This window comes from Candidatus Poriferisodalis sp. (assembly GCF_965204195.1).
GTDB lineage: Bacteria > Actinomycetota > Acidimicrobiia > Acidimicrobiales > Poriferisodalaceae > Poriferisodalis.
In genome coordinates this window covers 3,224,928-3,250,878 of the sequence record NZ_OZ241975.1, presented here as the reverse complement: position 1 = coordinate 3,250,878, position 25,951 = coordinate 3,224,928, and the positions used below count along the sequence as shown (strand labels likewise).

At 65.7% G+C, this 25,951-nt stretch carries 20 protein-coding genes; 10 read left to right on the top strand and 10 right to left on the bottom strand.

Going from position 1 to position 25,951, the window contains the following annotated elements:
* Nucleotides 1-90: 90 nt before the first annotated feature.
* Both ACOGI8_RS14555 and ACOGI8_RS14550 read right to left on the bottom strand, forming a co-directional pair.
* Nucleotides 91-3,591 carry a PPC domain-containing protein gene (locus tag ACOGI8_RS14555; protein WP_419854514.1) on the bottom strand — a complete coding sequence of 1,167 codons (3,501 nt, stop codon included), beginning with the start codon at nucleotides 3,589-3,591 and terminating at the stop codon, nucleotides 91-93.
* The gene (locus ACOGI8_RS14550) at nucleotides 3,588-3,959 is read right to left on the bottom strand and encodes a hypothetical protein (protein ID WP_419854513.1); all 372 of its coding nucleotides are present in this window, start codon (nucleotides 3,957-3,959) and stop codon (nucleotides 3,588-3,590) included. The genes ACOGI8_RS14555 and ACOGI8_RS14550 overlap by 4 nt, the downstream gene beginning before the upstream one ends.
* Nucleotides 3,960-4,389: 430 nt before the next feature.
* On the opposite strand from ACOGI8_RS14550, the gene ACOGI8_RS14545 reads away from it, so the two are divergent.
* From ACOGI8_RS14545 to ACOGI8_RS14535, 3 genes are read left to right on the top strand one after another with little or no spacing between them, the layout of a single operon-like run.
* Nucleotides 4,390-5,112: a crotonase/enoyl-CoA hydratase family protein gene (locus ACOGI8_RS14545; RefSeq protein ID WP_419854512.1), complete on the top strand. Its 723-nt coding sequence runs from the start codon at nucleotides 4,390-4,392 to the stop codon at nucleotides 5,110-5,112.
* A 36-nt stretch (nucleotides 5,113-5,148) separates the two neighbouring features.
* Nucleotides 5,149-6,168 carry a zinc-binding dehydrogenase gene (locus tag ACOGI8_RS14540; RefSeq protein WP_419854511.1) on the top strand — a complete coding sequence of 340 codons (1,020 nt, stop codon included), beginning with the start codon at nucleotides 5,149-5,151 and terminating at the stop codon, nucleotides 6,166-6,168.
* 11 nt (nucleotides 6,169-6,179) lie between these two features.
* Nucleotides 6,180-7,061 (top strand): amidohydrolase family protein, encoded by an 882-nt coding sequence (locus ACOGI8_RS14535; RefSeq protein ID WP_419854510.1) that lies wholly within the window; start codon nucleotides 6,180-6,182, stop codon nucleotides 7,059-7,061.
* Between the two features lie 116 nt (nucleotides 7,062-7,177).
* On the opposite strand, the gene ACOGI8_RS14530 is transcribed toward ACOGI8_RS14535, so the two are convergent.
* Both ACOGI8_RS14530 and ACOGI8_RS14525 read right to left on the bottom strand, forming a co-directional pair.
* Nucleotides 7,178-7,666 carry a hypothetical protein gene (locus tag ACOGI8_RS14530; protein ID WP_419854509.1) on the bottom strand — a complete coding sequence of 163 codons (489 nt, stop codon included), beginning with the start codon at nucleotides 7,664-7,666 and terminating at the stop codon, nucleotides 7,178-7,180.
* A gap of 29 nt (nucleotides 7,667-7,695) precedes the next feature.
* Nucleotides 7,696-9,105, bottom strand: a complete 1,410-nt coding sequence (locus tag ACOGI8_RS14525; RefSeq protein WP_419854508.1) for a DUF3696 domain-containing protein — start codon at nucleotides 9,103-9,105, stop codon at nucleotides 7,696-7,698.
* Between the two features lie 993 nt (nucleotides 9,106-10,098).
* Here ACOGI8_RS14525 and ACOGI8_RS14520 point away from each other — a divergent pair.
* Both ACOGI8_RS14520 and ACOGI8_RS14515 read left to right on the top strand, forming a co-directional pair.
* A complete protein-coding gene (locus ACOGI8_RS14520) occupies nucleotides 10,099-10,473 on the top strand; it encodes a type II toxin-antitoxin system VapC family toxin (RefSeq protein WP_419854507.1) in 375 nt (124 codons plus the stop codon).
* Between the two features lie 83 nt (nucleotides 10,474-10,556).
* Nucleotides 10,557-10,976, top strand: coding sequence for a hypothetical protein (locus tag ACOGI8_RS14515; protein WP_419854506.1), 420 nt, complete (start codon nucleotides 10,557-10,559; stop codon nucleotides 10,974-10,976).
* A 155-nt stretch (nucleotides 10,977-11,131) separates the two neighbouring features.
* Here ACOGI8_RS14515 and ACOGI8_RS14510 read toward each other — a convergent pair whose 3' ends face one another.
* Complete coding sequence (locus ACOGI8_RS14510; RefSeq protein ID WP_419854505.1) at nucleotides 11,132-12,205, bottom strand: alpha/beta hydrolase fold domain-containing protein; 1,074 nt, start codon at nucleotides 12,203-12,205, stop codon at nucleotides 11,132-11,134.
* 267 nt (nucleotides 12,206-12,472) lie between these two features.
* Between ACOGI8_RS14510 and ACOGI8_RS14505 the strand changes: the two genes are divergently transcribed.
* Both ACOGI8_RS14505 and ACOGI8_RS14500 read left to right on the top strand, forming a co-directional pair.
* Nucleotides 12,473-12,655 carry a NagC family transcriptional regulator gene (locus ACOGI8_RS14505; RefSeq protein ID WP_419854504.1) on the top strand — a complete coding sequence of 61 codons (183 nt, stop codon included), beginning with the start codon at nucleotides 12,473-12,475 and terminating at the stop codon, nucleotides 12,653-12,655.
* Between the two features lie 252 nt (nucleotides 12,656-12,907).
* Nucleotides 12,908-13,741, top strand: coding sequence for a fibronectin type III domain-containing protein (locus tag ACOGI8_RS14500; protein ID WP_419854503.1), 834 nt, complete (start codon nucleotides 12,908-12,910; stop codon nucleotides 13,739-13,741).
* A gap of 90 nt (nucleotides 13,742-13,831) precedes the next feature.
* On the opposite strand, the gene ACOGI8_RS14495 is transcribed toward ACOGI8_RS14500, so the two are convergent.
* Nucleotides 13,832-16,177, bottom strand: a complete 2,346-nt coding sequence (locus ACOGI8_RS14495; RefSeq protein ID WP_419854502.1) for an acetyl/propionyl/methylcrotonyl-CoA carboxylase subunit alpha — start codon at nucleotides 16,175-16,177, stop codon at nucleotides 13,832-13,834.
* A 76-nt stretch (nucleotides 16,178-16,253) separates the two neighbouring features.
* The gene (locus ACOGI8_RS14490) at nucleotides 16,254-17,879 is read right to left on the bottom strand and encodes an acyl-CoA carboxylase subunit beta (protein WP_419854501.1); all 1,626 of its coding nucleotides are present in this window, start codon (nucleotides 17,877-17,879) and stop codon (nucleotides 16,254-16,256) included.
* A 300-nt stretch (nucleotides 17,880-18,179) separates the two neighbouring features.
* On the opposite strand from ACOGI8_RS14490, the gene ACOGI8_RS14485 reads away from it, so the two are divergent.
* Nucleotides 18,180-23,315 carry a RecQ family ATP-dependent DNA helicase gene (locus tag ACOGI8_RS14485; RefSeq protein WP_419854500.1) on the top strand — a complete coding sequence of 1,712 codons (5,136 nt, stop codon included), beginning with the start codon at nucleotides 18,180-18,182 and terminating at the stop codon, nucleotides 23,313-23,315.
* Between the two features lie 13 nt (nucleotides 23,316-23,328).
* On the opposite strand, the gene ACOGI8_RS14480 is transcribed toward ACOGI8_RS14485, so the two are convergent.
* From ACOGI8_RS14480 to ACOGI8_RS14470, 3 genes are all read right to left on the bottom strand, one after another.
* Entirely contained in the window at nucleotides 23,329-23,748 is a 420-nt protein-coding gene (locus ACOGI8_RS14480; RefSeq protein WP_419854499.1) for a hypothetical protein, read from the bottom strand.
* A complete protein-coding gene (locus ACOGI8_RS14475) occupies nucleotides 23,745-23,987 on the bottom strand; it encodes a hypothetical protein (protein ID WP_419854498.1) in 243 nt (80 codons plus the stop codon). Before ACOGI8_RS14475 ends, ACOGI8_RS14480 begins: the two co-directional genes overlap by 4 nt.
* Nucleotides 23,988-24,129: 142 nt before the next feature.
* A complete protein-coding gene (locus ACOGI8_RS14470; RefSeq protein WP_419854497.1) occupies nucleotides 24,130-24,420 on the bottom strand; it encodes a hypothetical protein in 291 nt (96 codons plus the stop codon).
* Nucleotides 24,421-24,443: 23 nt separating this feature from the next.
* On the opposite strand from ACOGI8_RS14470, the gene ACOGI8_RS14465 reads away from it, so the two are divergent.
* A complete protein-coding gene (locus ACOGI8_RS14465; RefSeq protein ID WP_419854496.1) occupies nucleotides 24,444-25,121 on the top strand; it encodes an O-methyltransferase in 678 nt (225 codons plus the stop codon).
* Nucleotides 25,122-25,187: 66 nt separating this feature from the next.
* Nucleotides 25,188-25,940, top strand: a complete 753-nt coding sequence (locus tag ACOGI8_RS14460) for an SDR family NAD(P)-dependent oxidoreductase (protein ID WP_419854495.1) — start codon at nucleotides 25,188-25,190, stop codon at nucleotides 25,938-25,940.
* Nucleotides 25,941-25,951 lie beyond the last annotated feature (11 nt).

Below are 25,951 nucleotides of genomic sequence, written 5' to 3'. Positions count from 1 at the left end.
ATTGATGCACTCGCCGTTCCCAGAACCATGCCTCCGCCGAGCTTGGCGGGCGGTGCATCCAGCCGAGGCTCGCGAGGACAGAACGGCATCTCAGCCGCACGCCGCGTCCGTCGCGAAGTTCTCCCACAGCACCCCCAGCGCGGTCTGAGCGAAACTCAGCACGGTGCTCAGCCGCACCGCGCCCCGCAGCACCGTCCCGGCAGGGAACCTGTTCTGGGCCCAGCCGCCCACTCGCTTCGCGGCCGCGTCGACGCCTCGATCGACGCCGAACTCGACGACCTCACCGCAAATGAGCTTCACGATCGCGTCATCGAGACCCTTGTCCCCGGTCGGGCGCGTGTAGTCCCCGGTGCCGACGAGAATCGTCTCCTCGTTCTCGATCGCGTGCTGGATCGCCTTGAGATCCTTGCGCAACTCAGTCGAGATGCTGCGACGCGTGTCCGCCGTGTACTCGGCAATCCACATGTCCAAGTTGAACCCGCTCGTCAACGTCACCACCGCAAGATTGTGGCGATCCATGCACATCTTGAGCCGATCCCCAGGGTCAGGAAACTCAATCGGCGAGACATCCGTACAGAACACGGGCCGGCCGCCGAGATCAACGTCGTACGGGGTCCAGGGGAGTTCCTCGACGTTGACGATGCCTCTGTTGTTCTTGTAATTGCAGCCGCTCAGGTTGCGCGACAGGTGCTCGTGGCCGGGGATCCAAGGGTTGGAATACGCGTTCTTGCACGCGGGCGGGGTGTGGGCTTGGCAGTTGGTGTGGCCGCGGCCGGGGTCGTGGTGATGCACCCGACGCGCCCGGTGCCCGTCGCTGTGGGCGCAGCTGCGGTCCACGACCACCGCGGTGACAGTGGTGGGCTGGGTGCGGGTGCGGGGCCCGTTGGCGTATTTGACGGTGACGGTGTAGTCGCCGGCGCGGGTCGCGACCGCGACCAGCGACGCGTCGCCGCTGTCGCCGTACGCCCTCGCGGTGATTCCGCCGGGGACCGCCGACGCGACCGACAGCCTCGCAGCGGCCGGGCTGTAGGACCACGAGCCCGTGATCGGCTTGCCGACCTCGCCGATCAGCTTCTCGGGCTGGCCGGTGATCGTGATGCGGTAGTCGACGGCAATGGTCAGCCGGTAGGCGCCTCGGCCGTCGGGACCCGAGGTGGTGGCCTCGATCGTGTAGGGGCCGGGCTGGAGGAACCTGCGAGCGATGCGGCTGTCGGTGCCTGTGCCGGAGTTGTCGTCGCTGGCGAGCGCGGTGCCTGAGCCGTCGCTGCTGTGACCGTTGAGCAGCAGCACGTAGGGGTCGAGGCTGCTCGTGGTGGTCTTGGCGAGGTCGACGGTGACCCACCCGGGCGCGCCGAGTGTGAAGGTGTGGCGGCGTGCGTAGTGGGTGCCGGGGCTGCGCTTCGCGGAGATGCAGGCAGCGTCGGCGGTGATGGTGCCGCTGCGGACCGTCCGCGCGGCGGCGAGGGTGCCGAGGTGGTCGTTGCAGGGCAGCTGGGTGGAGAACAGTGCGCTGGCGGTGCCGGGGCTGTGTCCGGGGGCGGTGCAGGTGACGGTGACGACCGCGGCGGCGCCGGGCCGCAGGAGCACGACCACGGTGCGTGTCGCGGACAGGCTGCTGACCCACGGTGTGCCCGCCCCGCGGCCCGCCGCGGTGCCGACGCAGCGCGCGGAGGCGGGACTGACGGTGAACCTGTCCAGCGCGTAGCTGGCGCCGTCGGCGGGAGCGGCGTCGTCCAGGCCGGTGACCGACACCGCCCGCAGGCGCCCCGCCAGGGTCGCCCGGGCGGCAGCGCGCGAGCGGCCCGGCGCGTCGCAGGCGACGGTGACGGTGTGGCTGAACGGCACTGCCAGAGCCAGTGACACGACGCGCTTGTCCGCAGCCGGGCCCGCGGTCACCTTCGGCTTCGCCCCCGCAGCCGCAGCGGTGGCGGTGCAGGCCGCGGCGGCGGGCTCGACGGTGAACTCGTCAGACGCGCTCACCGTCGTTCCTGCTGCGCCGTGGCCGGTGCCGTCGGCGAGATCGGTGATGACGACCGGGGGCTCGTCGAAGGTCGTGGTGAGGGTGAGGGTGAATGTGCCGGTGGCGCGCTCGGTGCCGGTGGTGACCTCGATCGTGTAGGCGCCCGCTGTGAGCGACAGGCCGCGGATGCGGCTGTCGCGGCCGTCAGGGCCCGAGTCGTCATCGGAGCCGGCCACCGTGCCGTCGCTGCTGGTGACGTACACGTGGGGGTCCCCCGCCGAGGCCGCGTCGATGTCGAGCGTCGCCGCGGCGGTCACCGAGAGCGTGTAGCTGTACGCCCAGTACGGCACCTGGTCGGTGTGCTTTTGGGACGACTCGCAGCCCGCAGCCCACACCCCGCTGCGCGTCACCGTCCCCGAGCCCAGCACGCCCAGCGCCTCCGAGCAGTCGTCGCCGTCGCCACCGTCGGTGTCATCGTCGGTGTCATCGTCGGTGTCATCGTCGGTGCCGGTGCCGGTGCCGGTGCCGGTGCCGTCGGTGTCGGTGTCGTCGGTGTCGTCGTCTGGGTCGGGGTGGCAGTGCGGCGGCGTGGTGGCCCGGTCGATCGACTGGCCAGCGGCGCATGTCCATCGCGGGTCACCGGTGAGGGTGCGCTCGCAGGTGCTGGGGTCGCCCGAGACTGCCGTCCAGCCCGCAGCGCAGCTGTAGGCGACCGCGCCGAGGCGGGCGCCGGCGGGCCGCTCGCACCTCGACGACGAGTTCATCGCATAGCCCGCGACGGTGCATGCCGCGGACGGCACCGCAGACTGCGTGTCACGCACGGTGCGCGTGGTGGTGACGGTGCGGGTCACCGGCCGGCAGCACACCTGACGGGTGCGGGTCTCGTCGTGGTACTCGGTGCGGGTCACCGGCTTGCAGCACACCATCTCGGTGCGATAGTTGTACGCAGGCCGGTTCTCGTAGTGGTACGCCGGCTCGACGTGCAGCGTCTCGCGCACTCCGGTGCGCTGCTCGTTGCGGTAGCTGTGCTTGGTGCACACCGACTGGCCCAGCACCACGCCCCATTTCGCGCAGTAGCGCACCCGCGCGGTGTAGGTGTAGGTCTCCATGCCCATGTAGGTCCTGGTGAGCGGCGGCACCCGCACCCGCACTGTCAACGGCGGCACCCGCTTGCGCACCGCATAGCGCACATGCTCAGTCACCACGGTCGCGACACGCACGGTGTAGGTCTGGCTGTAGTGGACCATGTCGGTGACCGTACGGCGCGTGGACACCTTGCGGGTCACGACGCGCTGACAATAGGGCGGGTCGCCCGCCAGCGCCCATCCCTGCGCCGTGTCGCACCCATAGACCGGCAGCATCGAGTGCGCAGAGCTGGTCACGCACCCGCTGCCCGACACCTCCACCGCATGGCCGCCGATCCTCGCCGGGCACGCAGCGGCCGCAGGCCCCGTCTCGCGCTTGTGGCAGTCGCCGCTGCCCGAGTCGTACACATAACCCCGCGCGCACTGCGCAGTCGCCGACGTCGCCCCCTCGGCGGTTCCGCCCCCATCCGCTGCGGAGGGCACCGGCATCAGCACCCCCACCGCAACCAGCACCGCGGCCGCTGCCAGCCCCAACCGGCCCCTCACCGCGGACCCAAGAACGCGCACGACGGCAACGCCGCCCACCTCGGCGGATCCGACGCATTCCCCGGGCGGCCCGCGAAAATGCCCGGCTTCCAGCGCGTCGTGCCGCCGGCATCTGCGAACACCAGCGGCACCCGCCCGCAACGCGACCCCAGTCGCCTGTTCAGCCGATCGGCCTCATCGGCATCGCCCGGCGCCGACGCCTGCGCCTCGCGATGAATCTCCGACGCCCACAGATTCGCCGCCGCCAAACGCGCGCTGTGGCCCGCCACCGACTCGCCCGCAGCGCCCACCACCGACCGCACCGTCACCACGCCCGCAGCAGCAACCGACGCCACAGCAGCCGCCACCAGCAACCAGCCCAGGCTCACCACACCCGACTCGTCCCAACAGCCCCCACACCGGGCGCATCCCCGCCCCGACACCGCGCCGCGCCGCCGGCGCAGCAGCACGGCTGCTACGCGACTACCCCCCCCCCCCCCCGGACAGGTTAGATGCGCATTCGGCCGTCACGAGCGGCGCAACGTAGCCAACCGCGCCGAATGTGTCAACCGGCGAGCGCGACGCTCGAGACGGTCACCGTCATCCGGCTAGCGTCGCGGCGATGCCGTTAGGCGCACGCTCCGTGTCGAGTGTCGCAGGCGCTCGCCAAGGGCAGGGGCTGCGGTGAGCACATGGCTGCTGCGCCGAACAGAAGCCCCGTGACATCGGGTCGAGGCCGACGCTGGTCGTCGATGCCGAGACTGCGGGGTGGGCACGAGGCCGTGCACGGTGCCATTTGGCAGCCGTACCATTCGCGCGATGAGCGCTACAGCAGACAACGGGAACGGCACGGTTTCGGCAGAGCGGCACGGCGATGTGCTGCTTGTCCGGGTGGATGACGGCAAGGCCAATGCCTTCTCGGTGCCGATGCTTGCGGCGCTCGATGCCCAGATCGGCATTGCGGAGGCAGACGATGAGATCGGGGCGGTGGTCATCGCTGGCAATGATCGGGCGTTCTTCGCGGGCTTCGATCTCAACGTGATCCGCGGCGGCGACCGTGCTGCGATCGGCGAGCTCGTTTCGGCGGGCGGCGCGATGGTGCGGAGGGCCTATGGCGCATCGGTGCCGGTGGTGGCGGCCTGCACCGGCCACGCGGTCGCCGCCGGCGCCCTGCTGCTGCTCGGCTGCGACCACCGCGTCGGACCCGACGCGCCGGTCAAGATCGGCTTGAACGAAGTGGCGATCGCGCTGACGCTGCCCGACTGGGCCATGACCATCTCCAAGGAACGGCTGTCGCGGCGTCACCTGCAGCGCTGCGTGGCCAACGCACGCCTGCTGGACGGATCAGGCGCGACTGAGGCGGGGTTCTTGGACGAAGCCGTCAGCCCCGAGTCGGTGGTGGACAGGGCGCTCGTGGTAGCAGCAGAGCTAGCCGAGACTCTGGATTCCCGTGCCTATGCCGGCACAGTGACGGCGCTACGCGGCGATGTGCTGGCTGAAATGGACGCCTCAATCGAACGAGACCGCGCCGCAGCGACCTGAAACAGGAATGACAGCCAGCAACATGGGGACTCAGTGATGAAGGCAATCGTCTTCGACGAGCACGGCGATATCGACGTGCTGGCGTACCGCGACATCGACACGCCCGAGCTGCAGCCCGGCGAGGTCCGGATAGCGGTGCGGGCCTGCTCGCTCAACTACCACGACGTGTTCACCCGCCGGGGCATGCCAGGCATCAAGGTGCCGCTGCCCGGCATTCCTGGTTGCGACGCCGCCGGGCAGGTGGCCGAGTTCGGGTCCGACGTCGAGGGATGGTCGGTGGGCGACCGGGTGCTCGTGGACCCCGTGCGGTGGGACCGCGGCACCGGCAAGTTCTCCATGATCGGCGACACGCTGTGGGGCGCGTACGCCGAGTACGTCGTGGTCGCAGCGAGCCAGCTGATCCCGCTGCACGAAGACGTTTCCTATGAAGATGCTTCGTGCCTGCCGGTGGCCTACGGCACCGCACACCGGATGATGATCACCCGCGGCGAGGTCGGCCCCGACGACTCGGTGCTGATCCTGGGCGCCAGCGGGGGAGTGGGCACCAGCGCGCTGCTGATCTCGAAGATGCGCGGCGCCAAGGTGATCGCCGCCGCAGGAAGCGACGAGAAGTGCCAGCGCCTCGCCGATCTCGGTGCCGATGAGACCATCAATTACTCCGAAGTCGACATCGCCCGGTACTGCCGCGAGCAGACCGGCGGCCTTTTCGGCGGGGGCGGCTACGACGTGGTCGTCAACTTCACCGGCGGCGACACCTGGGCCCGTTCGCTGCGCTGTGTGCGCCAGGGAGGGCGCGTGCTCACCTGCGGCGCTACCGCCGGCTACGACCCGCCGACCGACCTGCGGTTCATCTGGACCGCCGAGATGGACATCCGAGGCTCCAACGGGTGGCAGCGCAGCGATCTCGACGAGCTGCTGCGGATGGTGCAGACACGCGAGCTGGTGCCGGTCATCGATTCGCTGGTGCCGCTGCCCGAGGGCGTGCAAGCGCACCGGGCCATGGAGGAGCGTCGCTTCTTCGGCAAGATCGTCATCACCGCCGACGCGCCGGTCTGAGCATCGCTGCCGTGCCCGACGACGGGAGTCCTCCGGCCGACGGTGGTGACAGGGACGACATCGCCGTCATCGACTTCCGGTTCCGGCCGATCGGGGCGCGCAGCTGGACGCCCGAGACCACCTATCACTACCTCGAGCGGATGGGTCTCGAGCCGTGCCCCAGCTTCGAGGCCCAGTCGCGCGACCTGATGTTCGCCGAGATGGACGAGGCCGGCATTGCACTGGGCGTCATCGGCGTGCCCGGGCCGACGGGCATCCGCGGGCTGGATCCCACCGGCTCCGCCGAGATCCGCCAGATCGTCTCGGAGCATCCGGATCGATTCGTGGGGTTCGGCTCGGTCGAGCCCAGCGATGTCGAGGCCGCAGTGTCCGCCGTCGGCGAGCTGGCCCGCCAGGGCATGCGCGGCGTCACGGTCGATCCGTCCACCGCCCAGATCAGCCGCCGGTTCGACGATCGCGATCTCTACCCGATCTACGAGGAGGCGCAGCGCCTCGGGCTGATCGTGTCCACCACCATGAGCTGCCTGCTCGGGCCGTACCAAGACGACTGCCGCCCGGAATACGCCGACCACGTCGCCACCGACTTCGGGGGCCTCACCATCTCGATCCAGCACGGCGGTTGGCCGTACGTCCGCGAGACGCTGGGCGTGGCCTACAAGCAGCCCAACGTGGTGATCGTGCCCGGCCAGTACGTCCACTACGGGTTCCCCGGCTCGGAGGACTACGTGACCGCGCTGGCCCGCCAGCTTCCCGACCAGATCCTGTTCGGCAGCGTCTATCCCAACTGCGGCCCGCTCACCGACCTGCGCCGCATCGTGGCCGGCTGGGAACTGCCGCCGCACATCGAGCGCAAGTACCTGCGCGACAACGCCGCCCGAGTCTTGGGCCTCTGAGCATTCGGTGAGTCCGCCGTGAGCACCGCCGCCGCGGCTCGGCAGCTACATGGAGTAGGCGAAGTCGCGCAGGGCTGCGGTGGCTGCGATGTCGGGAACTCCGTGTGACTGTGCGGTTATGGCTCGACCTTGATGTGTTGCGGGCAGAGTTCGTCAACCCGGATGCCGGCCTCCTGAAGAGCTGTTTGGTGTTCGGCGTAGTCGTTGTCGAGCGCGTTGGCAAGGACTGTCGGACCGGACTGCGAAGCGACAGCGGCCGCTGCGACGAACATGCGATCGTCTGGATCGAAGCCTCGGAGGCCTTCGCTCGCAGGAAATTCAGTGAAGGTCCGCGTCGCGTGGGGTGTCAACTGCACATCGAGTCTCGGAGCCGTTCGCGATGCCCACACGAAGAACCGCTTGGCTGGCGAGTTGGGACTTCCAGCACCAACCAGTCGCTGGTACTCGCGCATGATGTTCTGCTGTGCATCCAAGACGAGGGCAGCGTTGTCCTGAGTCGCCTGCAACCGTTGTGCGCAAGTCAGCTGGCACGAGCTGTCTGCATGCGTGTCGATAGTGCCGTTTGCGGCAACGAGCACGTTGGTGTCGATGACTTGAAGATCCATGCTCAATGGTGGTGCGGGCGATTAGTCGATCATTCTGCGCGATACGTCCGCGCTTCGACCATCGCCACAGCTTCACCTGAAGCGTCTCCAAAGAACTCTGGCGGCCAATTGCCGATTTCGCCGAAGTCATTCACTTCCAACGGAATAGCAGTCGATTCTCGGCCATCATGACTACAGAAATAGAGCGCCATGTCGTCCTTGCTGGCACTGCCTTCGGCGATACGTCGTTGCAGCCGGGTCAACAGGTGCTCACTGTGACTCTCGACGAGAATCTGAAGCTTCCGCACCTTGGCCGCTTCTAGTAGAATGTCAGCGAGCCGAGACTGTGACGCAGGGTGTAGATGCATTTCCGGTTGCTCAAGGAGCACTACTGCGCCTTCGGGTGCGTAAGCCAAGAGAACGAGTACAGGCAGTACCTGTGAAACACCGAATCCGACATCAGTCAGCGATATCGGGCGTGCGGCGCGGGTCGCTCGGATCAGTGCTTCATAGCGATCATTGTCGCCTAACTTGCGAATCTCGAAGACTTCTGCCAACCCTAATTCACGTAGCCACTGTGCAACGTGTTCGTCGACAGCAATCGGTTCAGCCGGGCTTGTATCGTCTGGTACCTGCCGCGCGTTGATACGTCCGCGATCGCGTGCTGCCAGCAGAGCCTGTATTGCAAGCGAGCCATCACTGCCCACATCGAATGGCGCAGATTGCTGCCACAAGTATGTGCGTGCTGCTCTCTGTCTGAGGGGCCCCAAATAGAACAATCGTTGAAGGAACTGAAGCTCGAATGAGTGCTCCAGTGACCTGAGTATTGAGGACGCGTTGGTAGCCGTGCGTGCCTCGCTTGAGAACCCGTAGCACTTTATGGGCGGCGGTAACTCCGAATAGCTGTGCTCCATATACTCGTCGGGCGGACTCGACTCATCGGCGATCATGCGCAATTGGTACCTGTGGCTCTCTGGCAACGTAGGTCCGCTAGTTTCTGCGTACTCGATGACGCCGGGCCCTGATTGATATCGCAAACTTTTGGCGTGACCACCCAAGGCTGGCATAAGGAACTGAAACTGCACGTCGTCCTGAAGCAGGATGCTGCTATACGCTTCGTTGAAGTCGCTGGTGGTTGGAGGACTGTGAGAGGTGAGTAGTGCTAGCGCGGCGTCAAGTGGTGGAACATCCCAAGTGAACATCATTCCCAGATTACTGAGAAGGTTGCCATGACATACTTGTGACAGGTTACCAAAGTCGATTATTGAGTGATGACCGCTGAGGTTAAGCGCGCTACTGATGTCGTTTGACTGTGCAGTTTGTTTCATCAAGACGAACGAATGTAGCAGGCTGGACTTGCCTGAGCTATTGGCGCCGAAGAAACCGGTGATGGGTGCGAGGCGAAGTTCACCGGTATTTGCCCAAGACTTGAAGTTCTGCAGTTTCATCGCTGTGAACATGGATGCCGCCTCAACCGATGCGCTTGGAATCTGTTGTTTGTTTATGCAAGCTGCCCAAATGTACCTGCCAAGCCTGCCGGCGATGAGCCCGGCATCATGCGCTTCAGACGCCAGGCGCTGGGGCTTGCTGGTGCATCCCTCGCCGGTTGCGGCAGCTTTCCGTGCCGAGGTGCTCAGTTGCGAGGGCGAGCGAGCTGCGCCCCGAACGCTGTGGGCGGCCCGCACCGAAAAAGGCGCTGGCGCGCGAGCATTGCCGTGGCAGGATGCGGGGCGTGAGCAGTTCGGCGGTGCTTGGTGGATCGCGGAGTCAGGTTGGGAGTCCGGTAGTCAAAGGGCCGTTCGATGACGGCCGCGAGCACATCGGGTTGATCTCGTGTGGCGCTCTCCAGCGACGACGGCCGCGAAAGGGTCCGCTGTGCCGACATCGAAGACGCGCTCGGCACGAAGGTGGTGTTCTGCGGCTCTCACTGTCTCTGCTGGCGGCGTCCGTCCGACGAGCGCACCAACGGGTGCTGCGCCGCTGGCTGCCCAAGTGCATGCGTTTCGACCTCAAACCCCCGGCAGTCCATCGATCAGCCGGGACGACCTCAACGGGAGGCTCCGCCGAGTCCGTCATGGGCAAGCGGCCGCCGACTTCTACGCTCAACTCACTCGCCAACAGCAGCAGAGCTAGCTTGGACTCGGAAGATCCCAGTTTTGGAGATACATCACATCAGCCGACACAACAGAAAGCACCACGATGAATGGGCAAGCCACGTCCGCCGAGGTTCCCGCCAGTAGGCCGCAAGCAGCCATCACTGCAACTGTCCACGCCCGGGTGATGGCTCTGGTGGCAGCGATTCGCGCTTGCGTCAAGAATATGGCTGCGACTGAACGCGACAAAGGAGACTACTCAGCTGCGTTACGTTCGTTACGAGAATACTTAGGGGACACCGACATGCTCGGAGATCTGCTCAAGGCGAGACGGAAAGCAGCAGCCGAAGAAGACGAATTATGAGCGTCGTGCTCGATGCATCAGCTGTCCTCGCGTACCTGCAAGACGAATCGGGCGCCGATCTTGTAGAACGCGCCATATTGGAAAACACTGCACTCTGCGGAGCGGCAAACTGGTCCGAAGTTTGTCAGCAGGTGCTTGACAAGGGACGCAGTCTCGAAGTCGTGGTAGAGTTTTTGTTAGATCGTCAATTGGTAACCGTGGTGCCCGTGAGTCGAGACGATGCAGAATGGGCAGCTCATCGCTATGTTCGCGGCGAGGGATTGTCACTGGCGGATCGGTTGTGCTTGGCTCTGGCGAGCCGACTTGATTCTGTCGTACTGACGGCGGATAGAGCGTGGGGAGAAGATGGTTACATTCGGCAAATCCGATGACGTGCCTATCGATCGGCATATTGCTGGGATGCAGAGCCAATGTCAACTACTGAATTCGTTCAATTTACGCAGAGGGCGCCACAATGAAGCATGAGAGAAATGAGCCAAGCGAGGCCATTTGGTTTAATGCGCAGGCCATCGCCGATGACAGGTCGATGAGTACCGAGCAGGCATCGGAATTCTGGAATAATCATCATGACGAGTATCTTGCATTCGGTCAGCGACGAGTACTATGTTCTCAGATCTCTTCCTATTGGCAAGAGTTATCTGATGCTTGGAGAGCTCTTGCTGATGCCGACCACGAGTGCTTGGCACCGGAAGTCTATTTGGCAGCGGATGAAGATGTAAGTCAAACGATTACTCTCGGTAACCCGACTCAGGGGCTCGGCTTGCGATCCGCGTTGCAAGTGATAGCCGCTGTTCACCGCGAAGATGCAGTTGAGCGCTCGATGGAAAAGTCGATCACCGCAATTGACTTAGTGCTGGGATTGGCTGACACCTGAGAGTATGTACCGCCTTCGGAATCACAGAAGGTTCGATCTACCCGCTGAGGGGTGCGGGGCCGTCGAATCCCAAGATTGCGCGGTGTGCAATCCCAAGAATGCACGCCGCGCGAGTCCTCGGCCTCTGAACGAGCGGCGTCACCGCGGCGCGGCAGCTACACCGAGTAGGCGAAATCCCGCAGGGCTGCGGCGGTTGCTGCGTACACCTCGGGCATCGCGCCCCGGAAGATCACGTCGCCCGCATGGCAGGTGCCGTTGACCGTGCGGGCCTGCACGCTGTTGCCCGCAGCAGCCAGCTTGCGGTAGTAGGCGAGGCCCTCGTCGCGCAGCGGATCGAGCTCGTTCACCGAGATGACGTGCGGGGGCAGCCCGGTCAGGTCGTCCACGCTGGCGTGGAGCGGCCACGCCAGCGGGTTGGTGCGGTCTGGCCCGCCCAAGTCGTACACTTTGGCGATGCCGCCCATGTTCTCGCAGTCCAGGAAGTACTGGTTGTTCTCATGCAGCGACGGCAGGCCGGCGGGCGGGTCCGCGTACATGCCCGAGATGTACGGGCACTGGGCGAACACTCCGTCGATCATCTCGAGATAGCCGTCGCGCTTGGCCTTGAGCGCGGTGGCCAGGGTCAGGTTCCCGCCGCCCGACTCACCCGAGACAGTGATGGTCGACACGCCCAAGGCATCCTTGTTGGCCGCGACCCACTGCAGGCCCGAAGCGCAGTCGTTGAGGCCGGCGGGGAACGGGTGGTTGCCCAGCTCGCCGCCGCCGTTGCGGAACTCGACGCCGATCGCGACCAGCCCGAGCGCCGCCAGCTCGTCCCGCCAGCGGACATAGGACTGTCCCGATGCTTTCAGCAGCACCATCCCGCCGCCGTGGATGTGATAGACGCACGGCTGCGGGCCCGCAGCATCCGACTGGTTGTGGATGTAGAGGTTGATGTCGTTGCCGTCGACGCCGCTGATCACCTCGGTGCGCGACTCCACGCCCTCGACAGCCGGCAAGGCGCCGAAGAGCGCGTCGAAGAGCATCTCGAAGCCGGGCTCAGCCTCATTGACCCAGGCGTACAGATCCTCCATCGACGTCTCTGCCGTCGCGGGCGACGGCTCGCCGTGGCCGCCCATGCCCACCATCTCCAGCACCGCGATCATGCGTGGGTCGGCCCGCGGATCGTCGGCAATGGTCATGTCCGGATCGCCCAGCCGTCCGGGACGATGTACTGCTGCTGCGGTCATGTGGGCTCCTTCCGCCCGCCGGACGACGCCGAGCCGCCGTGCTGTGCCGCCGACAGTAGTCAAGGCCGGGCCTGCTCTTGTCGAGTCTGCCGCGGTGAGATGAGCCACACGTCATGGCGACCCGAGGTGCCGACAGCCCGCTTCCCGCAAACATCTTCACTGTTTTGCGCAGGCTCCAGAGATTGGAGCAAGCATGGGATCGGTGGATGCAGAACTTCGTCCGGCGGCGACGTCGAGGCCCGCGGCGGCCGCTGGGCCGCCGCGGAAGTGAAGCTCGGCGGCGAGCGCGACATCGAACAAGCCGCCCGCTCGCTGCTGCGGCTTCGCGACAAGGTCGACACGTCACGAGCCGGCGAACCGTCCAAGCTGCTCATCATCACCGCGACCGGCTACGGCTATGACAGGCCCGACGGCACCACCGTGGTGCCCATCACCGCGCTCGGCCTCTGACACACCCGCACGGAGCCGCAGGCGCGGGCGGCAGTGCAGGATCCGTGCCGTCTGGGTCACGTGCAGCAGACGCACCTGCTGGCGGTGCGTGTGTTGTAGCTTGTGGCGACCGGTGGGTCGGCTGCGTGCGTTCGCGGGCGGCTCATCAGAGCTCACCAAGAAAATCGGGATATTCGGAGACTGAAATGAAGCTTCTGGGAAGGCCTATTGCCGGGGGGGGGGGGGCAGGCTAGCCCTCTCCGTTGTGTCGGCGTGATTCGCCGACGCATAGCCGCAGTGGCAGCGGTGGCGGCGCTGTCGCTGGTATTGGCGCCGACAGGACCTGCCGCTGCTGCTGAGCCGGTAGAGCTGCCGCCCGCGCCGCCTACCGGGCTACAGGTTGACGCTGCCGGAAACGGCCTCACCGTGAGTTGGCAGGCAGCCACGACCGGCACCGCGCCGACCGGCTACAAGGTGCGCGTAAACCCTGACTGCGGCAAGGCCAAGACCAAGACCGTCGGCGCAGACAAGCTGTCTGTGACGTTCGGCAAGGTGAAGCAATGCATCACCTACAAGGTTTGGGTACGCGCCCAACACAGCGCAGGCGACAGCGACAAGCTGAAGACCGAATGGCAGCGGCCCCAACACTCAGAGGCCGACGACGAAACGGAAGAATGCGGGGCCGGATGCCGCGCCCGCTACGGCATCGCCATTACGTACTGGCACCACTTGGACGCCGAAGGCAACAAGGGCGCAATTTCCTACGTTGCGGCCATCGAGCGCGAGGAGTTCTGCTACGGCGACGAGCAGAACGAATGCGATCCCCCCCGCTACTGGCGGAAGATCCGCTACGAGAGGGCGATTCCGCAGTTCAAGAACGCTGATTTCCCGAACGGCATCTACTACGCCGAAGACGCTTGGTTCTACGCCGACGATCCGCCCGAGCTTCGCTGCGCCACGTTCTCAGGCATCGGCCGAGTCACCTACACATTGGTCGAAGGCAACCTCGATCCTCAGATCGAGGATTGCGAGCCGCCGTGCCCACCCGGTACAAGCAACCGCTTGGGCAAGACGCTCGGCTGCTACCAACACAATTGGCGTAGCTAGCCAACGCTGACGGCTGCGCCGGGCTGTTCCTCGATCCACGGGGAGCGGCCCGGCGTTATTCGACGGGGCGGGCGTGCTCTTTGGCCCGGGCTATGCGTCTGCGGTAATCACCACCAGCAATTCGCCGTTGTCGACCTGATCGCCGACCGCAGCCCGCACCTCGCTCACCTCGCCGTCGGCCGGTGCCGTGATCTGGTGCTCCATCTTCATGGCCTCCATCACCACGAGCACCTGGCCGGCGGTCACCCGGTCGCCGGGCTGCACATCGACCATCAGCACCTTGCCGGGCATCGGGGCGACCAGGCCGCCTTCGACTGCCTCGGCATCGGGATCGGGGAACCGCGACCGCTGCACCAGGGTGACTGACCCGCCGAGGGGCCCTGTGGCGTACCAGCGGTTGCCGCGGCGGCTGACCTCCCATGCGCCGCGAAATCCCGCAAGTCCAGGAACCGGCACCTCCACATCGACGGTTGCGTCCACATTGCCTGCGTAGACGCCGTCGCCGCTCACGGCGTCGGAGGAGGCCGCGTCTGCGTCGGCGAGGGGGCGAAGCGTGATGCCGTGGACGCGTACCGACCAGTCGCTGTGTGCCGGAGCGTCGGCTGCCTCATCGGACTCGCCTGCGTCGGAGGTGTCGTCAGTGTCGTCGCCTATGCCGGCGTATGGCCCTGTCTGCGGAAGTGACCCGACGCGAATCCTCCAGGCTCCGTCGCGCTGGCGGCGGTACTGCACGCTGGCCTCGATGAGTTCGCTCCCGATCGCAGCCGACAGCGGCAGCACCTCGTCGGGCATGACGCTGTTGCGATACCCCGAAGCCATGAAGTCCAGTCGAATGGCGTCACGCCGGTTGCATTCCTGCGAGACCAGTGCAACTGCGGCAGCGGCGGTGTGGACGAACATCGGATGGCGCGCCGATTCGGAAGCGGCGAGCCCGCCGCTGGGTTCGGTGCCCGCTTCGGCGTGCCCGAAGTACACCCGGTCGATGAAATCCGTCGTGGTCTCGCCGGCGAGGAACTCGTCGCTGCGCAGCACAGCGCAGAGGAAGTCGCGGTTGGTGACCACGCCGCCCAGTCGTGTGCGGTCGAGCGCAGACGCCAGCCCGAGCGCGGCCTCGGTACGGGTGGGTGCGGCCACGATCACCTTGGCCAGCATCGGGTCGAACTCGGTGCCCACCACCGATCCCGCTTCGATGCCCGAGTCGAAGCGCGCCCACGACGACGCCGAGTTCGGGCCGCCCGTGGCGGGCAGACCGTCCGACGTGTCATCGGCGCACGTGCGGGTGCTCTGCGCCACGCTGTCGGCGAGAGCGCGGAAACCGGTCGCGGGCCGCCACAGATCGACGGTGCCGGTCTGCGGAAGGAAGCCCGACGCAGGATCCTCGGCGTACAGACGCGCCTCGATGGCGTGGCCGCAGATGCCGATGTCGCCCTGTCCGTAGCCCAGCGGTTCGCCCGCGGCAATGCGGATCTGCTCCCGCACGAGGTCGAGGCCGGTGATCTCCTCAGTGACCGGGTGCTCCACCTGCAGCCGGGTATTGACTTCGAGGAACCAGAACTCGGCATCGTCGCCGCTGCCCTCGAGCAGGAACTCCACCGTTCCCGCCGAGCAGTAGCCGATCGTGCTGACTGCGGCCACTGCTGCCGCGCCCATCCGCTCGCGCAACGCAGGCGTGACGGCGGGAGACGGGGCCTCCTCGATGACCTTCTGATGCCGCCGCTGGATCGAGCACTCCCGCTCGAAGCAGTGAACGATGTTGCCTTGCGTGTCGCCCAACACCTGGATCTCAACATGGCGCGGGGCCGCCAGGTAGCGCTCCAAGAACACGGTGTCATCGCCGAACGCGCCGGCGGCCTCACGCCGCGCAGCGGCGACAGCGTCGGCGAGCGTGCTCGGCTCGTCGACGATGCGCATGCCTTTGCCGCCCCCGCCCGCTGAGGCCTTCACCAGCACCGGAAAGCCGATGTCGGCTGCGGCGGCCGCCAAGCGCTCGCTGTCCATGTCGTCGGTGACAGCTGTCGACGGCAGGGTCGGCACGCCCGCTGCGGTCATGGTCTCCTTGGCAGCCAGCTTGTCGCCCATGGCGGCGATGGCCTCGGGCGGCGGGCCGACCCAGACGAGTCCGGCGTCGATGACCGTTTGGGCGAACTCGGCGTTCTCCGACAGGAATCCGTAGCCGGGGTGAACTGCGTCGGCGTCGCTGGCCTCCGCCGCGGCGATGACCTTGCGGGCTGACAGGTAGGTCTCGGTGGCGGTGCGGCCTCCGAGTGGCACCGACAGATCGGCGTCGGTCACGAAGGGCGCTTCGGCGTCGCCGTCGGCGTACACCGCCACGGTCGAGATGCCCATAGCTCGTGCGGCGCGGAAGACCCGGCGGGCGATCTCGCCGCGGTTCGCGACGAGCAGCCGCCGTATCGGTCGAAGCTCAGAGTCGCTCATGACAGCCGCCCTCGCATCCGGAAAAGCCGTGTTGTTGCGGCGTCTTCCGTCGTGTTTCGCTCATGACAGCCGCCCCCTACATCCGGAAGACGCCGAATCCGTCGGCGCCTTTCACCACGTTGTTGTGACAGGCAGACAGCGACATCGCGATCACGTCACGGGTGTCACGAGGGTCGATGACGCCGTCATCGGTGACGCGCCCGCTGGCGTAGGGGGCCAGCGACTTCAGCTCGTGGTAGTGCTCGACCTGCTCGGTGATCTTGCGGTCGGCGTCCTCGTCGAACTCGATGCCGCGGCGCATCGCCTGGCCCCGTCGCACGATCGACATGACGCCCGCGATCTGCTTGGGCCCCATGATGGCGATCTTGGCGGTGGGCCACAGGTAGGTGAAGCGGGTGTTGAACGCCCGACCCGACATGCCGTAGTTACCCGCGCCATAGCTGTTGCCCAGGATGACCGTGATGTGCGGCACCATCGAATTGGACACGGCGTTGATCATCTTCGAGCCGTTCTTGACGATGCCGCCCTGCTCGAAATCCTTGCCGACCATGTAGCCGGTGATGTTCTGCAGGAACACCAGCGGGATGTCCTGCTGGTTGCAGAGCTGAATGAATTGCGTGGCCTTCTCGGAGCTGTCGCTGAACAGCGGGCCGTTGTTGCCCAGGATCCCCACCGGGTAACCGTGGATGGATGCCCAGCCGCAGATCAGCGTGGTGCCGTAGCGGGCCTTGAACTCCTCGAAGCGGGAGCCGTCGGTGATGCGGGCGATCACCTCGCGGCAGTCGATCATGGCTTGCAGGTCCCGCGGCATCAGCCCAAGGAGCTGCTCGGGGTCGTGCACCGGGGGATCGGCCGGCATGGTCGGGCCCGGGCCCAGCTTGCACCAGTTCAGGTGCGCCACGACCTCCCGGCAGATGCGCAGCGCATCGGCTTCGTCCTCGGCCAGGTAGTCGGCGAGGCCCGAGATCTCGGCGTGCATCTGCGCCCCGCCGAGCGTCTCGTCGTCTGAGTCTTCGCCGGTGGCCATCTTCACCAGCGGCGGTCCGCCCAGGAAGACCTTGGACTGGTTGCGGATGAAGATGTTGTAGTCGCTCATGCCGGGCTGGTAGGCGCCCCCGGCGGTGGAGCTGCCGAACACCACCGAGATCGAGGGGATCTTCATCTTCGACAGCTCGGTGACGTCATAGAACAGCCGGCCGGATTCGGCGAAGTGGCTCTCCTGCTCGAGCATCTGGCGCTCGGGGTCGTCGTCGCCGCGTAGGTCGCCGCCCGCCGACTCCACGAACTGGATGTAGGGCATGCGGTTGTCGCGGCAGATCTCGATGGCCCGCATGATCTTGCGGCCCGCAAACACCGTGATGGCCCCGCCCAGCACGGTGGGGTCGTTGCCCTCGATCATGCACTCGACGCCGTTCACGACGCCGATGCCCATCACCAGCCCGCCGCCGACGGCGTAGTTCGAGCAGTAGCCGGCCAGCGAGCTGATCTCGAAGAACGGCGAGTCGCGGTCGAGCACCATGGCGATGCGTTCGCGCACCGGCATCTTGTCGCGGCTGCGCATGCGTGCCATGGCCCGCGGCCCGCCGCCGGCCGCAGCCTGCTGCTGCAGCTCGTCGAGCTCGGCGAGCTGCTCGCGCATGTCGTCGCAGTTCTTGGTGAACCACTCGGCGGAGGTGTCGATGTGGGATCGCAGTACCGGCATGTGACTCCCGCAGGCTCGCAGCGCTCCCGCCTGCGCCCCACCAGCCGGGACCTCAGACGCGAACTGCCGAATTCTGCATGACCCAGCCCGCCTTTGCCTACTTGCCGGCTTGAGCTACGCGGTCCTGCAGCAACGCGATGGGTGGACCCTACGCCGGCTTCATCTCTTGTTGAGGTCGATTTCTGCTAAATCGAGAACGACGTGGCTGACTCGCACGCAATTCCGGACGGGCTGTCCCGATGCCTCGCGATAGATCTCGAGGTCTCACGGCAGGACCGACGTATCTTGGCGTTGGCGGGTGTGCGCGCCGACACGGGCCAGAGCGTCGTGTGGTCCAAGCGGCTTAGATCGCCTGAGACCGCCAAAGCGAGCCTCATCGCCAATACGGGTGACCACATCGTTGCGTCGCGACACATCGGTTCGGCAGCCGCCGCGCTTGCGGAGCTCGACGCCATCGCCGAAGGCGCCGAGTTCGTTCTCGGCCACAATCTGATCGAGTTCGATCTGCCGATCCTGCAGGCGGCTGATCCGGGTATGAAGCTGCTGGATCTGCCAGCGGTGGACACGCTGTGGGTCAACCCATTGGCGTTTCCGCGGCATCCCTATCACCGCCTGGTCAAGCACTACAAAGACGCCCCTCTGACTCGCAGCGAACGCAATGATCCCTACCTCGACGCACGGCAGGCGCTCGAATTGTTCTCGGATCAGTCGAAGGCGTTGCGAGATGTGCCGCCGGAGATGTTGACGGCTTGGCACTGGCTCACCACCCGTGGCCGCGAATCAGATGGCTTCAATCTGTTCTTCGGTTCATTGCGGGAGGCTCAGGGCCCGAACATGTCCGAGGCCAGAGAGGCGATCCGCAGTCGCCTTGACGGCCACGTGTGCCAGTCAGAGCTTCGACGGGCAATTGCTGACGCCCCAGAGCATGGCTGGGATCTTGCGTTCGCGATGGCCTGGATTTCTGTGTCAGGAGGGAAATCCGTGATGCCGCCGTGGGTGCGTCATCAGTTCCCCGGCACGAGTCGACTGGTTCGGCGCATGCGCGACGACGCATGCAACGACACGCGCTGCAGATGGTGTCGCGACCGCCACGACGCTTCCCAAGAACTCAAGCGGTGGTTCGGCTTCGACTCGTTCCGAGCGGAACCCGCAGACCCTGAGACCGGTGAACCGCTGCAGCAGAGGATCGTCGAGACTGCGATGGCGGGACACGACGCGCTGGCGATTCTGCCCACCGGCACTGGCAAGTCACTGTGCTACCAGCTACCCGCGCTGTCCCGCTACGACAAGACGGGTGCCCTGACGGTGGTGATCTCGCCGTTGGTGGCGCTTATGGCCGACCAAGTGGCTGGTCTCGAACGCCAAGGCATCACGTCGTGCGTCACGGTCAACGGGCTGCTGTCGGTGCCCGAGCGCGCGGCAGCGCTCGACAAGGTCCGGCTGGGCGATGCAGCCATCGTGCTGATCTCCCCCGAACAGCTGCGTAGCCCGTCAGTGCGCAGCGCCCTTGCGCAACGCGAGATCGGCTCGTGGGTGCTCGATGAGGCCCACTGCCTGTCCAAGTGGGGGCACGACTTCCGCCCGGACTACCGGTACGTGGGTCGCTTCATCCGCGAGAAGTCCGACAACGAGCGGATCCCGCCGGTGCTGTGCCTCACCGCGACTGCCAAGCCAGAGGTCAAGGGGGAGATCTGCGAGTACTTCGCCAAGCACCTCGGCATCGACATGGGGCTGTTCGACGGAGGCAGTCGCAGAACGAATCTGAACTTCGTGGTGCAGCAGACGACTCCCGCCATGAAGCTCCCCGACATCAAAATGACTCTGGACCACCATCTGCCTCCCGACGTGCCCGGCGGGGCGATCGTGTACTGCGCGACCCGCAGGCGCACCGGCGAGGTTGCCGAGTTCCTCCAGACGCAAGGACTCGACGCTGAGCGCTTCCACGCCGGACTGCAGCCAGAGGAGAAGAAGACCATCCAGCAGCGCTTCATCGAGGGCGAATTGCGGGTGATCGCAGCCACCAATGCCTTCGGGATGGGCATCGACAAGTCAGACGTGCGTCTGGTCATCCACGCCGACATCCCGTCCTCGCTGGAGAACTACCTGCAAGAGGCAGGGCGGGCGGGCCGCGACCAGCATCAGGCGCACTGCGTGCTGCTCTACACCACCGATGACGTGGAGCGCCAGTTCGGGCTGTCGGCCAGATCGCGGCTCACCCGGCGTGAGATTCACGGGGTGCTGCGCTCGTTGCGCGCCATTGACCGTCGGAACCGACGAACAGGCGAGCGAAGCCAGCGGCCCGGCGAGGTGATCGCCACTTCCGGTGAGATCCTCACTGAGGACGAGGCCGACGAATTCAGCCGAGACTCGGCCACCGACGACACCCGTGTTCGAACTGCGGTGGCGTGGCTGGAGGAAGCAGAGCTGCTGACCCGCGAGGAAAACCGTGTGAGCGTGTTCCCGTCGTCGTTGCGGGTCAGCACGGTGGAAGAGGCCCAAGAGAGGCTCGACACAGGTGATCTGGATGATGGCCAGCAGAAGGCGCTGCTGGCCATCGTGAAGGCCCTCATCGACGCGGACCCTGACGACGGCATCTCGACTGATGACCTGATGGGTGTCGCTGGCCTCGGCTCGGACAAGCTGCGGGCCGCCTTGCACGATCTCGAACACCGGGGGCTTTCCACAAACGACACCGTCGTGACAGCGTTCGTGCATGTCGGGGTGCGCCGGCCCTCCCATCGCAGGCTCACCGAGGCCTCAGGCATGGAGGAGGCCCTCATCGGACTGATGCAAGAGGCGGCGCCTGACTTGGAGATCGGCTCTTCCACACCACTGAACCTGCGCGTGACGGCGCAGCACCTGCAGGACGCTGAATTCGAGAACGCTCGGCCTGAGCACATCGCCCGAGCGCTGGAAGGCATCGCCCAGGATGGCCGAGGAGATGGCGGCGACCGAGGCAGCGCCTCCGTGCGCAAGCACGCTTCCGAGAGCGTCTTGGTCACTCTCCGGCGCGAGTGGTCGTCCCTCGCGGGCATAGCGCAGCGTCGTCGCGGCGCGGCCGGGGCGCTTCTTGAGCATCTCTTGTCGAAGCTGGCGCCGAGTAGCCGGGGCAACGACTTGCTCGTGGAGACGACACTCGGCGAACTGCAGAAGGCCGTCGACCAAGCAATCGAGGCTGACCCGGCGCTGGGCGGTGACACCCGGGACTCCCGCAGGCTCATGGAGCGGGCGCTGATGTGGCTCCACGAACAGGAGGTCGTCAGGCTGAACAGAGGCTTGACGGTGTTCCGCCCCGCGATGACCATCTCGCTGGAGCCGGGGTCCCGGGGCTTCAGGCGAACGGACTTCGCCGAACTCGCCGAGCACTACGGCCGCACCGTGCGACAGATCCATGTGATGGCCGAATTCGCTGAGCAAGGCCTCACCAAGATTGCCGACGCCCTGCGATTGTCGCTCGACTATTTCGAGCTCGGCGAGGAGGAGTTCGTCCGCCGCTGGCTCCGGGGGCGGCGTAGCGAGATCGACCGTCCGACCACGACGGCATCGTGGAAGAAGATCGTCGGTGACCTCTCCAGCGCGCAGCGAGCGATCGTGGCAGACGACCGCGAGAACACCAACGTGCTGGTGCTTGCGGGACCGGGCTCAGGCAAGACCAAGGTGCTGGTTCACCGCATTGCCTACCTCATTCGGGCAAGGCGGCAGAATCCGCGAGGCATCCTCGCCCTCGCCTACAACCGGCATGCTGCGGCCGATATCCGCCGACGTCTGCGCGATCTGATTGGTGATGATGCGAACGGCGTGATGGTGCTGACATGTCACTCGCTCGCCATGAGGCTCGTCGGTGCAAGCTTCTCGGGAGCCGCGAGCGAAACCAGCGACAGCAAGTTCGCCGAGAAGCTCGACGAAGTCATGGCGAAAGCCATCGCGTTGCTGCAAGGAGACGAACTTGAACTCGAAGAGGCCGAGGAATCCCGGACGCGTCTGCTGGCGGGCTTTCGGTGGATACTCGTCGACGAGTACCAAGACATCGGTCACGATGAGTACCGGCTGATCTCCGCTCTCGCGGGACGGACCGAATCCGACGACGACGCTCGTCTGACCCTGTTCGCCGTCGGCGACGACGACCAGAACATCTACTCCTTCAACGGGACCTCGCCGGAGTTCATTCGCTGCTTCGAGCAGGACTACGACGCCAAGACCGAGTACTTGATCGAGAACTATCGCTCCAGCGGTCACATCATCGACGCTGCTAACGCCGTCATCGCCGCGGCGACTGCACGCTTGAAGCTCAGGCACACGATCAGCCGCGACAGAGCTCGTCGAGGCGACCCGGCTGGCGGGGCTTGGAACGAGATGGATCAGGTGGCTGCGGGCAGAGTGCAGGTGGTGCCCGCAGGAGGCGACCGGGTTTCTCAAGCGCAGGCGGTGATGGCCGAGCTTGACCGGTTGTCTGGCCTAGCGCGCGACTGGGACTGGTCGCGCTGTGCAGTCATCGCGCGTGAATGGCGTCAACTCGAACCGGTACGGAGCATCTGCGTGCGCGACGGCATCCCGGTGCAGCTCGCCAATGAGCACGAGATGAGCCTGTGGCACCTTCGCGAGACCCAAGCGCTCAGGCAACAGATCCAACAACACGACACTGCGCTGGTTCGAAGCCGAGATCTCGAAGCGTGGCTGGACCGCCGACCAGAAGGGCCGTGGTATGAACTGCTGCGCCAAGCCGTCGAGGAGCATCGCATCGAGACAGGCGGTGCCGCGATGCCGGCGGCCTCGGTCACCGAGTGGCTGGCGGAATGGTGTCGCGGTACGCGGCGGCGCCAGCGCGGACTGCTGCTGCTGACGGCCCACCGGGCCAAGGGTCTTGAGTTCGACCATGTTGCAGTGCTCGACGGAGGCTGGGAAGGACGAAGCCGCGACGAGGACGCTGATGCACCCCGCCGTCTGTATTACGTGGCCATGACCCGGGCCAAGCAGACGCTGACCCTGTCGAGTCTGGATGGTGCTCACCCATTCCACGAACCGCTTCGGGGCAGAAGCTCGGTGCTGCGGCGTCGCGCCGTGAGATTGCCGCCTCCGACGCCCGAATTGGGCCGCAGCTATCGCAGCCTCACACTGCGCGATGTGTACCTCAGCTTCGCCGGACGCGAGCCAGCCGGTCACGTCATCCACCGGAGCATCAAGGCGCTGTCGCCAGGCGATCCCCTGCAACTGTGTCGTCGCAACGACCGATGGGAGATCCTCGACCACCGCGGGACGGCCGTCGGTGTGCTGGCTAGCAGCTTCGAGGCACCGAACGGGATGCACTGTGTCGAAGCGAGCGTCTCAGCTATCGCTACCTGGGGCAAGAGCCAATCCGACCCGAAGTACACCGACAAGCTGAAGTGCGATCAGTGGGAGGTCGTGATCCCAGACCTCGTGTTCGAACCTGACGACTGATCTCGGCTGACGGTCAGTCCACAACGACAGCCTGACGGCCTTCTGCGACGAGAGCCTCTTGCAAGGGAGGCGAGGGCGTGCTCAAGTAAACCTCGGCGTCCAGGTGCAGAGCCGCCGCCAGTGCCTCGATCGACAACAGGTTGAGCGTTCGATGCCGCTCGCGCAGTTGGCCGATCAGCGGGGCGAGCATTCTCAGGCTCACTAGTCCGATCTCGGCGGGGAGCTCCAGCAGAGATTCCATGACCCTGCTGCGCAGACGTGGAGGCAGTTCGGTGAAGGCGCCCGAGAGCACCCCGCTGACCGTCGGGCTGAGTGCAGCTTGGCAGAGACGCAGGTACCAGCACCCGGTGGTGTAGACGGCCTGATGCTGACGCTCCGCGGTTCGCTCTAGCAGCAGGCCGAAGAGAACCCTGTCATCGACGAGTTGGGTCACTCGCTAGAGAGCTCGGGGTCGCCGAAGCCGGTAGCCGCCTCTGCCCATACGTCGTCGGTGATGGCACCGAGCAGCTGGGCGCGCAATTCTTCGATTCCTCCTGGTACCAACAGCAGCAGGCTGCCAAGATCGAGATAGCCGACCTCACCGCCCTCGGTCAGACCCCAGTGGTGACGGGCCGTCGCAGGAAGGCTCATCTGCCCCCGGGACGACACCTTCAACGTTCCCGTGTTCGCCATGATCCGAGTTTACAAGGTGAATTTCTCTGTTGCTTTGTGAACAACTCTATTCAAACCAGAATGCGGTGTGCGACTGGATGCCCCGGCCTGCCGCACAGGGCATGGTCATTGGCTCGGCCGTCAACCGAAGCCAGTTCGTTCCCTACTCCGACTGACGACTCGACGCAGCACCCGGTGCTGAGGAGATCGGATCGATCTGGAGTTCCTCGCACCCTTTGAGGTACACGTCGATCGAGCGTCGGAATTCACGTTCAAGGCTGACAGGTTCAGCGGCTTCAGCATTGGCGACGGGGTAGGTCCCGCTGTTGACCACGCGCGCATGCAGCAGTCCCGTCTCTTCGTCGCAGGAGAGTTCGCCGATGTAACCCTTGTATCCGAGCATCAAGCAGTCTGGCGGCGGTGCGTTGAGCGGCTGAACATGCCGGCGATCCATCTGTGCAACATAACCTCGCCGGGGTGTCTCGGGACTCGGTGTTTGTGGAGGAGCGGGCTGCGCTGTATGCGGCCGCACATTCGTTGCAGCCCACCGAGTTGCAGCGCGAACTGATTTCGGAGACGACCTCGCTCGGCCGGATCGCTGGCATGCAGATCGGCCCGCTGCAGGGCGCGTTCATGACGGTGCTGGCAACGGCGCTTCGCCCCCGGCTGGCCGTTGAGGTGGGCACCTTCACCGGGTACTCAGCCTTGTGTGTTGCCAGTGCCCTGGAACCGGGGGCCAAGCTCATCTGCTGCGATGTGTCCGAGGAATGGACGTCGATTGCCCGCCGGTACTGGGAACGGGCCGGGGTGGCTGATCGCATCGACCTCCGAATCAGGCCGGCACTCGACACACTGCGCGCCCTGCCCGCCGAGCCCCAGATCGACTTGGCGTTCATCGACGCCGACAAGTCCGGCTATCTCGACTACTACGAGGAGATCTTCGGGCGGCTGTCGCCGGGCGGCGTGATCTTGGTGGACAACGTGCTGTGGGGCGGCGCGGTCGCTGACGCCGCCAGCGGCGACGAAACCGCCGAGGCGCTGCGCGCGTTCAACGACCACGTCGCCACCGACAGCCGGGCCAGCACCGTGATGCTGCCGATCGGCGACGGCCTCACGATGATCAGCCGTCGCGGAGGTGACGCTGGCATACGGTAGGCAGTCGTTCGAGCTGGCCGACGCATTCGCGGGGGACCGGTTTCTTCAGCGACGGGGAGGTGCCGCATGGGGATGCTCGATGGACGGGTGGTCATCGTGACCGGAGGCGCCAAAGGCATCGGCAGGGCATATTGCCGGGCTCTCGCCGAGCAGGGGGCGACCGTGGTGGTCGCAGATCTGTCTGACGCCGGCGAGACGGTCGATGAGCTGGTGTCGCTGGGCGCCGAGGCGATGCAGGTGCGCACCGACGTCTCCGATGTGGCCCAGACCGAGGAGATGGATGCCACGGCGGTGGAGCGGTACGGCCGCATCGATGGCCTCGTCAACAACGCAGGGTTCTTCATGGAAGCGGCGCGCGTGCTCATGGAGGACATCGCGCCCGACGAGTGGGACCGGTGCTTCGCCATCAATGTCAAGGGCACCTGGCTGTGCTCGAGAGCCGTGGCGCCCACGATGAAGGCCCAAGGGAGCGGCAAGATCGTCAATATCTCCTCGACGACGGTCAACGACGGAACGCTGCGTTTCCTGCACTACGTCTCGTCGAAGTCGGCCATCGTGGGTCTCACCCGGGCGATGGCCCGCGAACTCGGCTCCTACGGCATCGCGGTCAACACGATCACGCCCGACTACATCCCCCACAACGAGGAATACGCGAGCGCGCGGCCCGAAGTGGACGTGGCCATCCGGGCACGCCGTGCGTTCTCACGCACACAGGTGCCCGAGGATTTGGTCGGCACGCTGATCTACCTGATGAGCCCGATGTCCGACTTCGTGACGGGGCAGAACATCTTTGTGAATGGCGGTTCCAGCTTCAACTGATCACCCGGCCG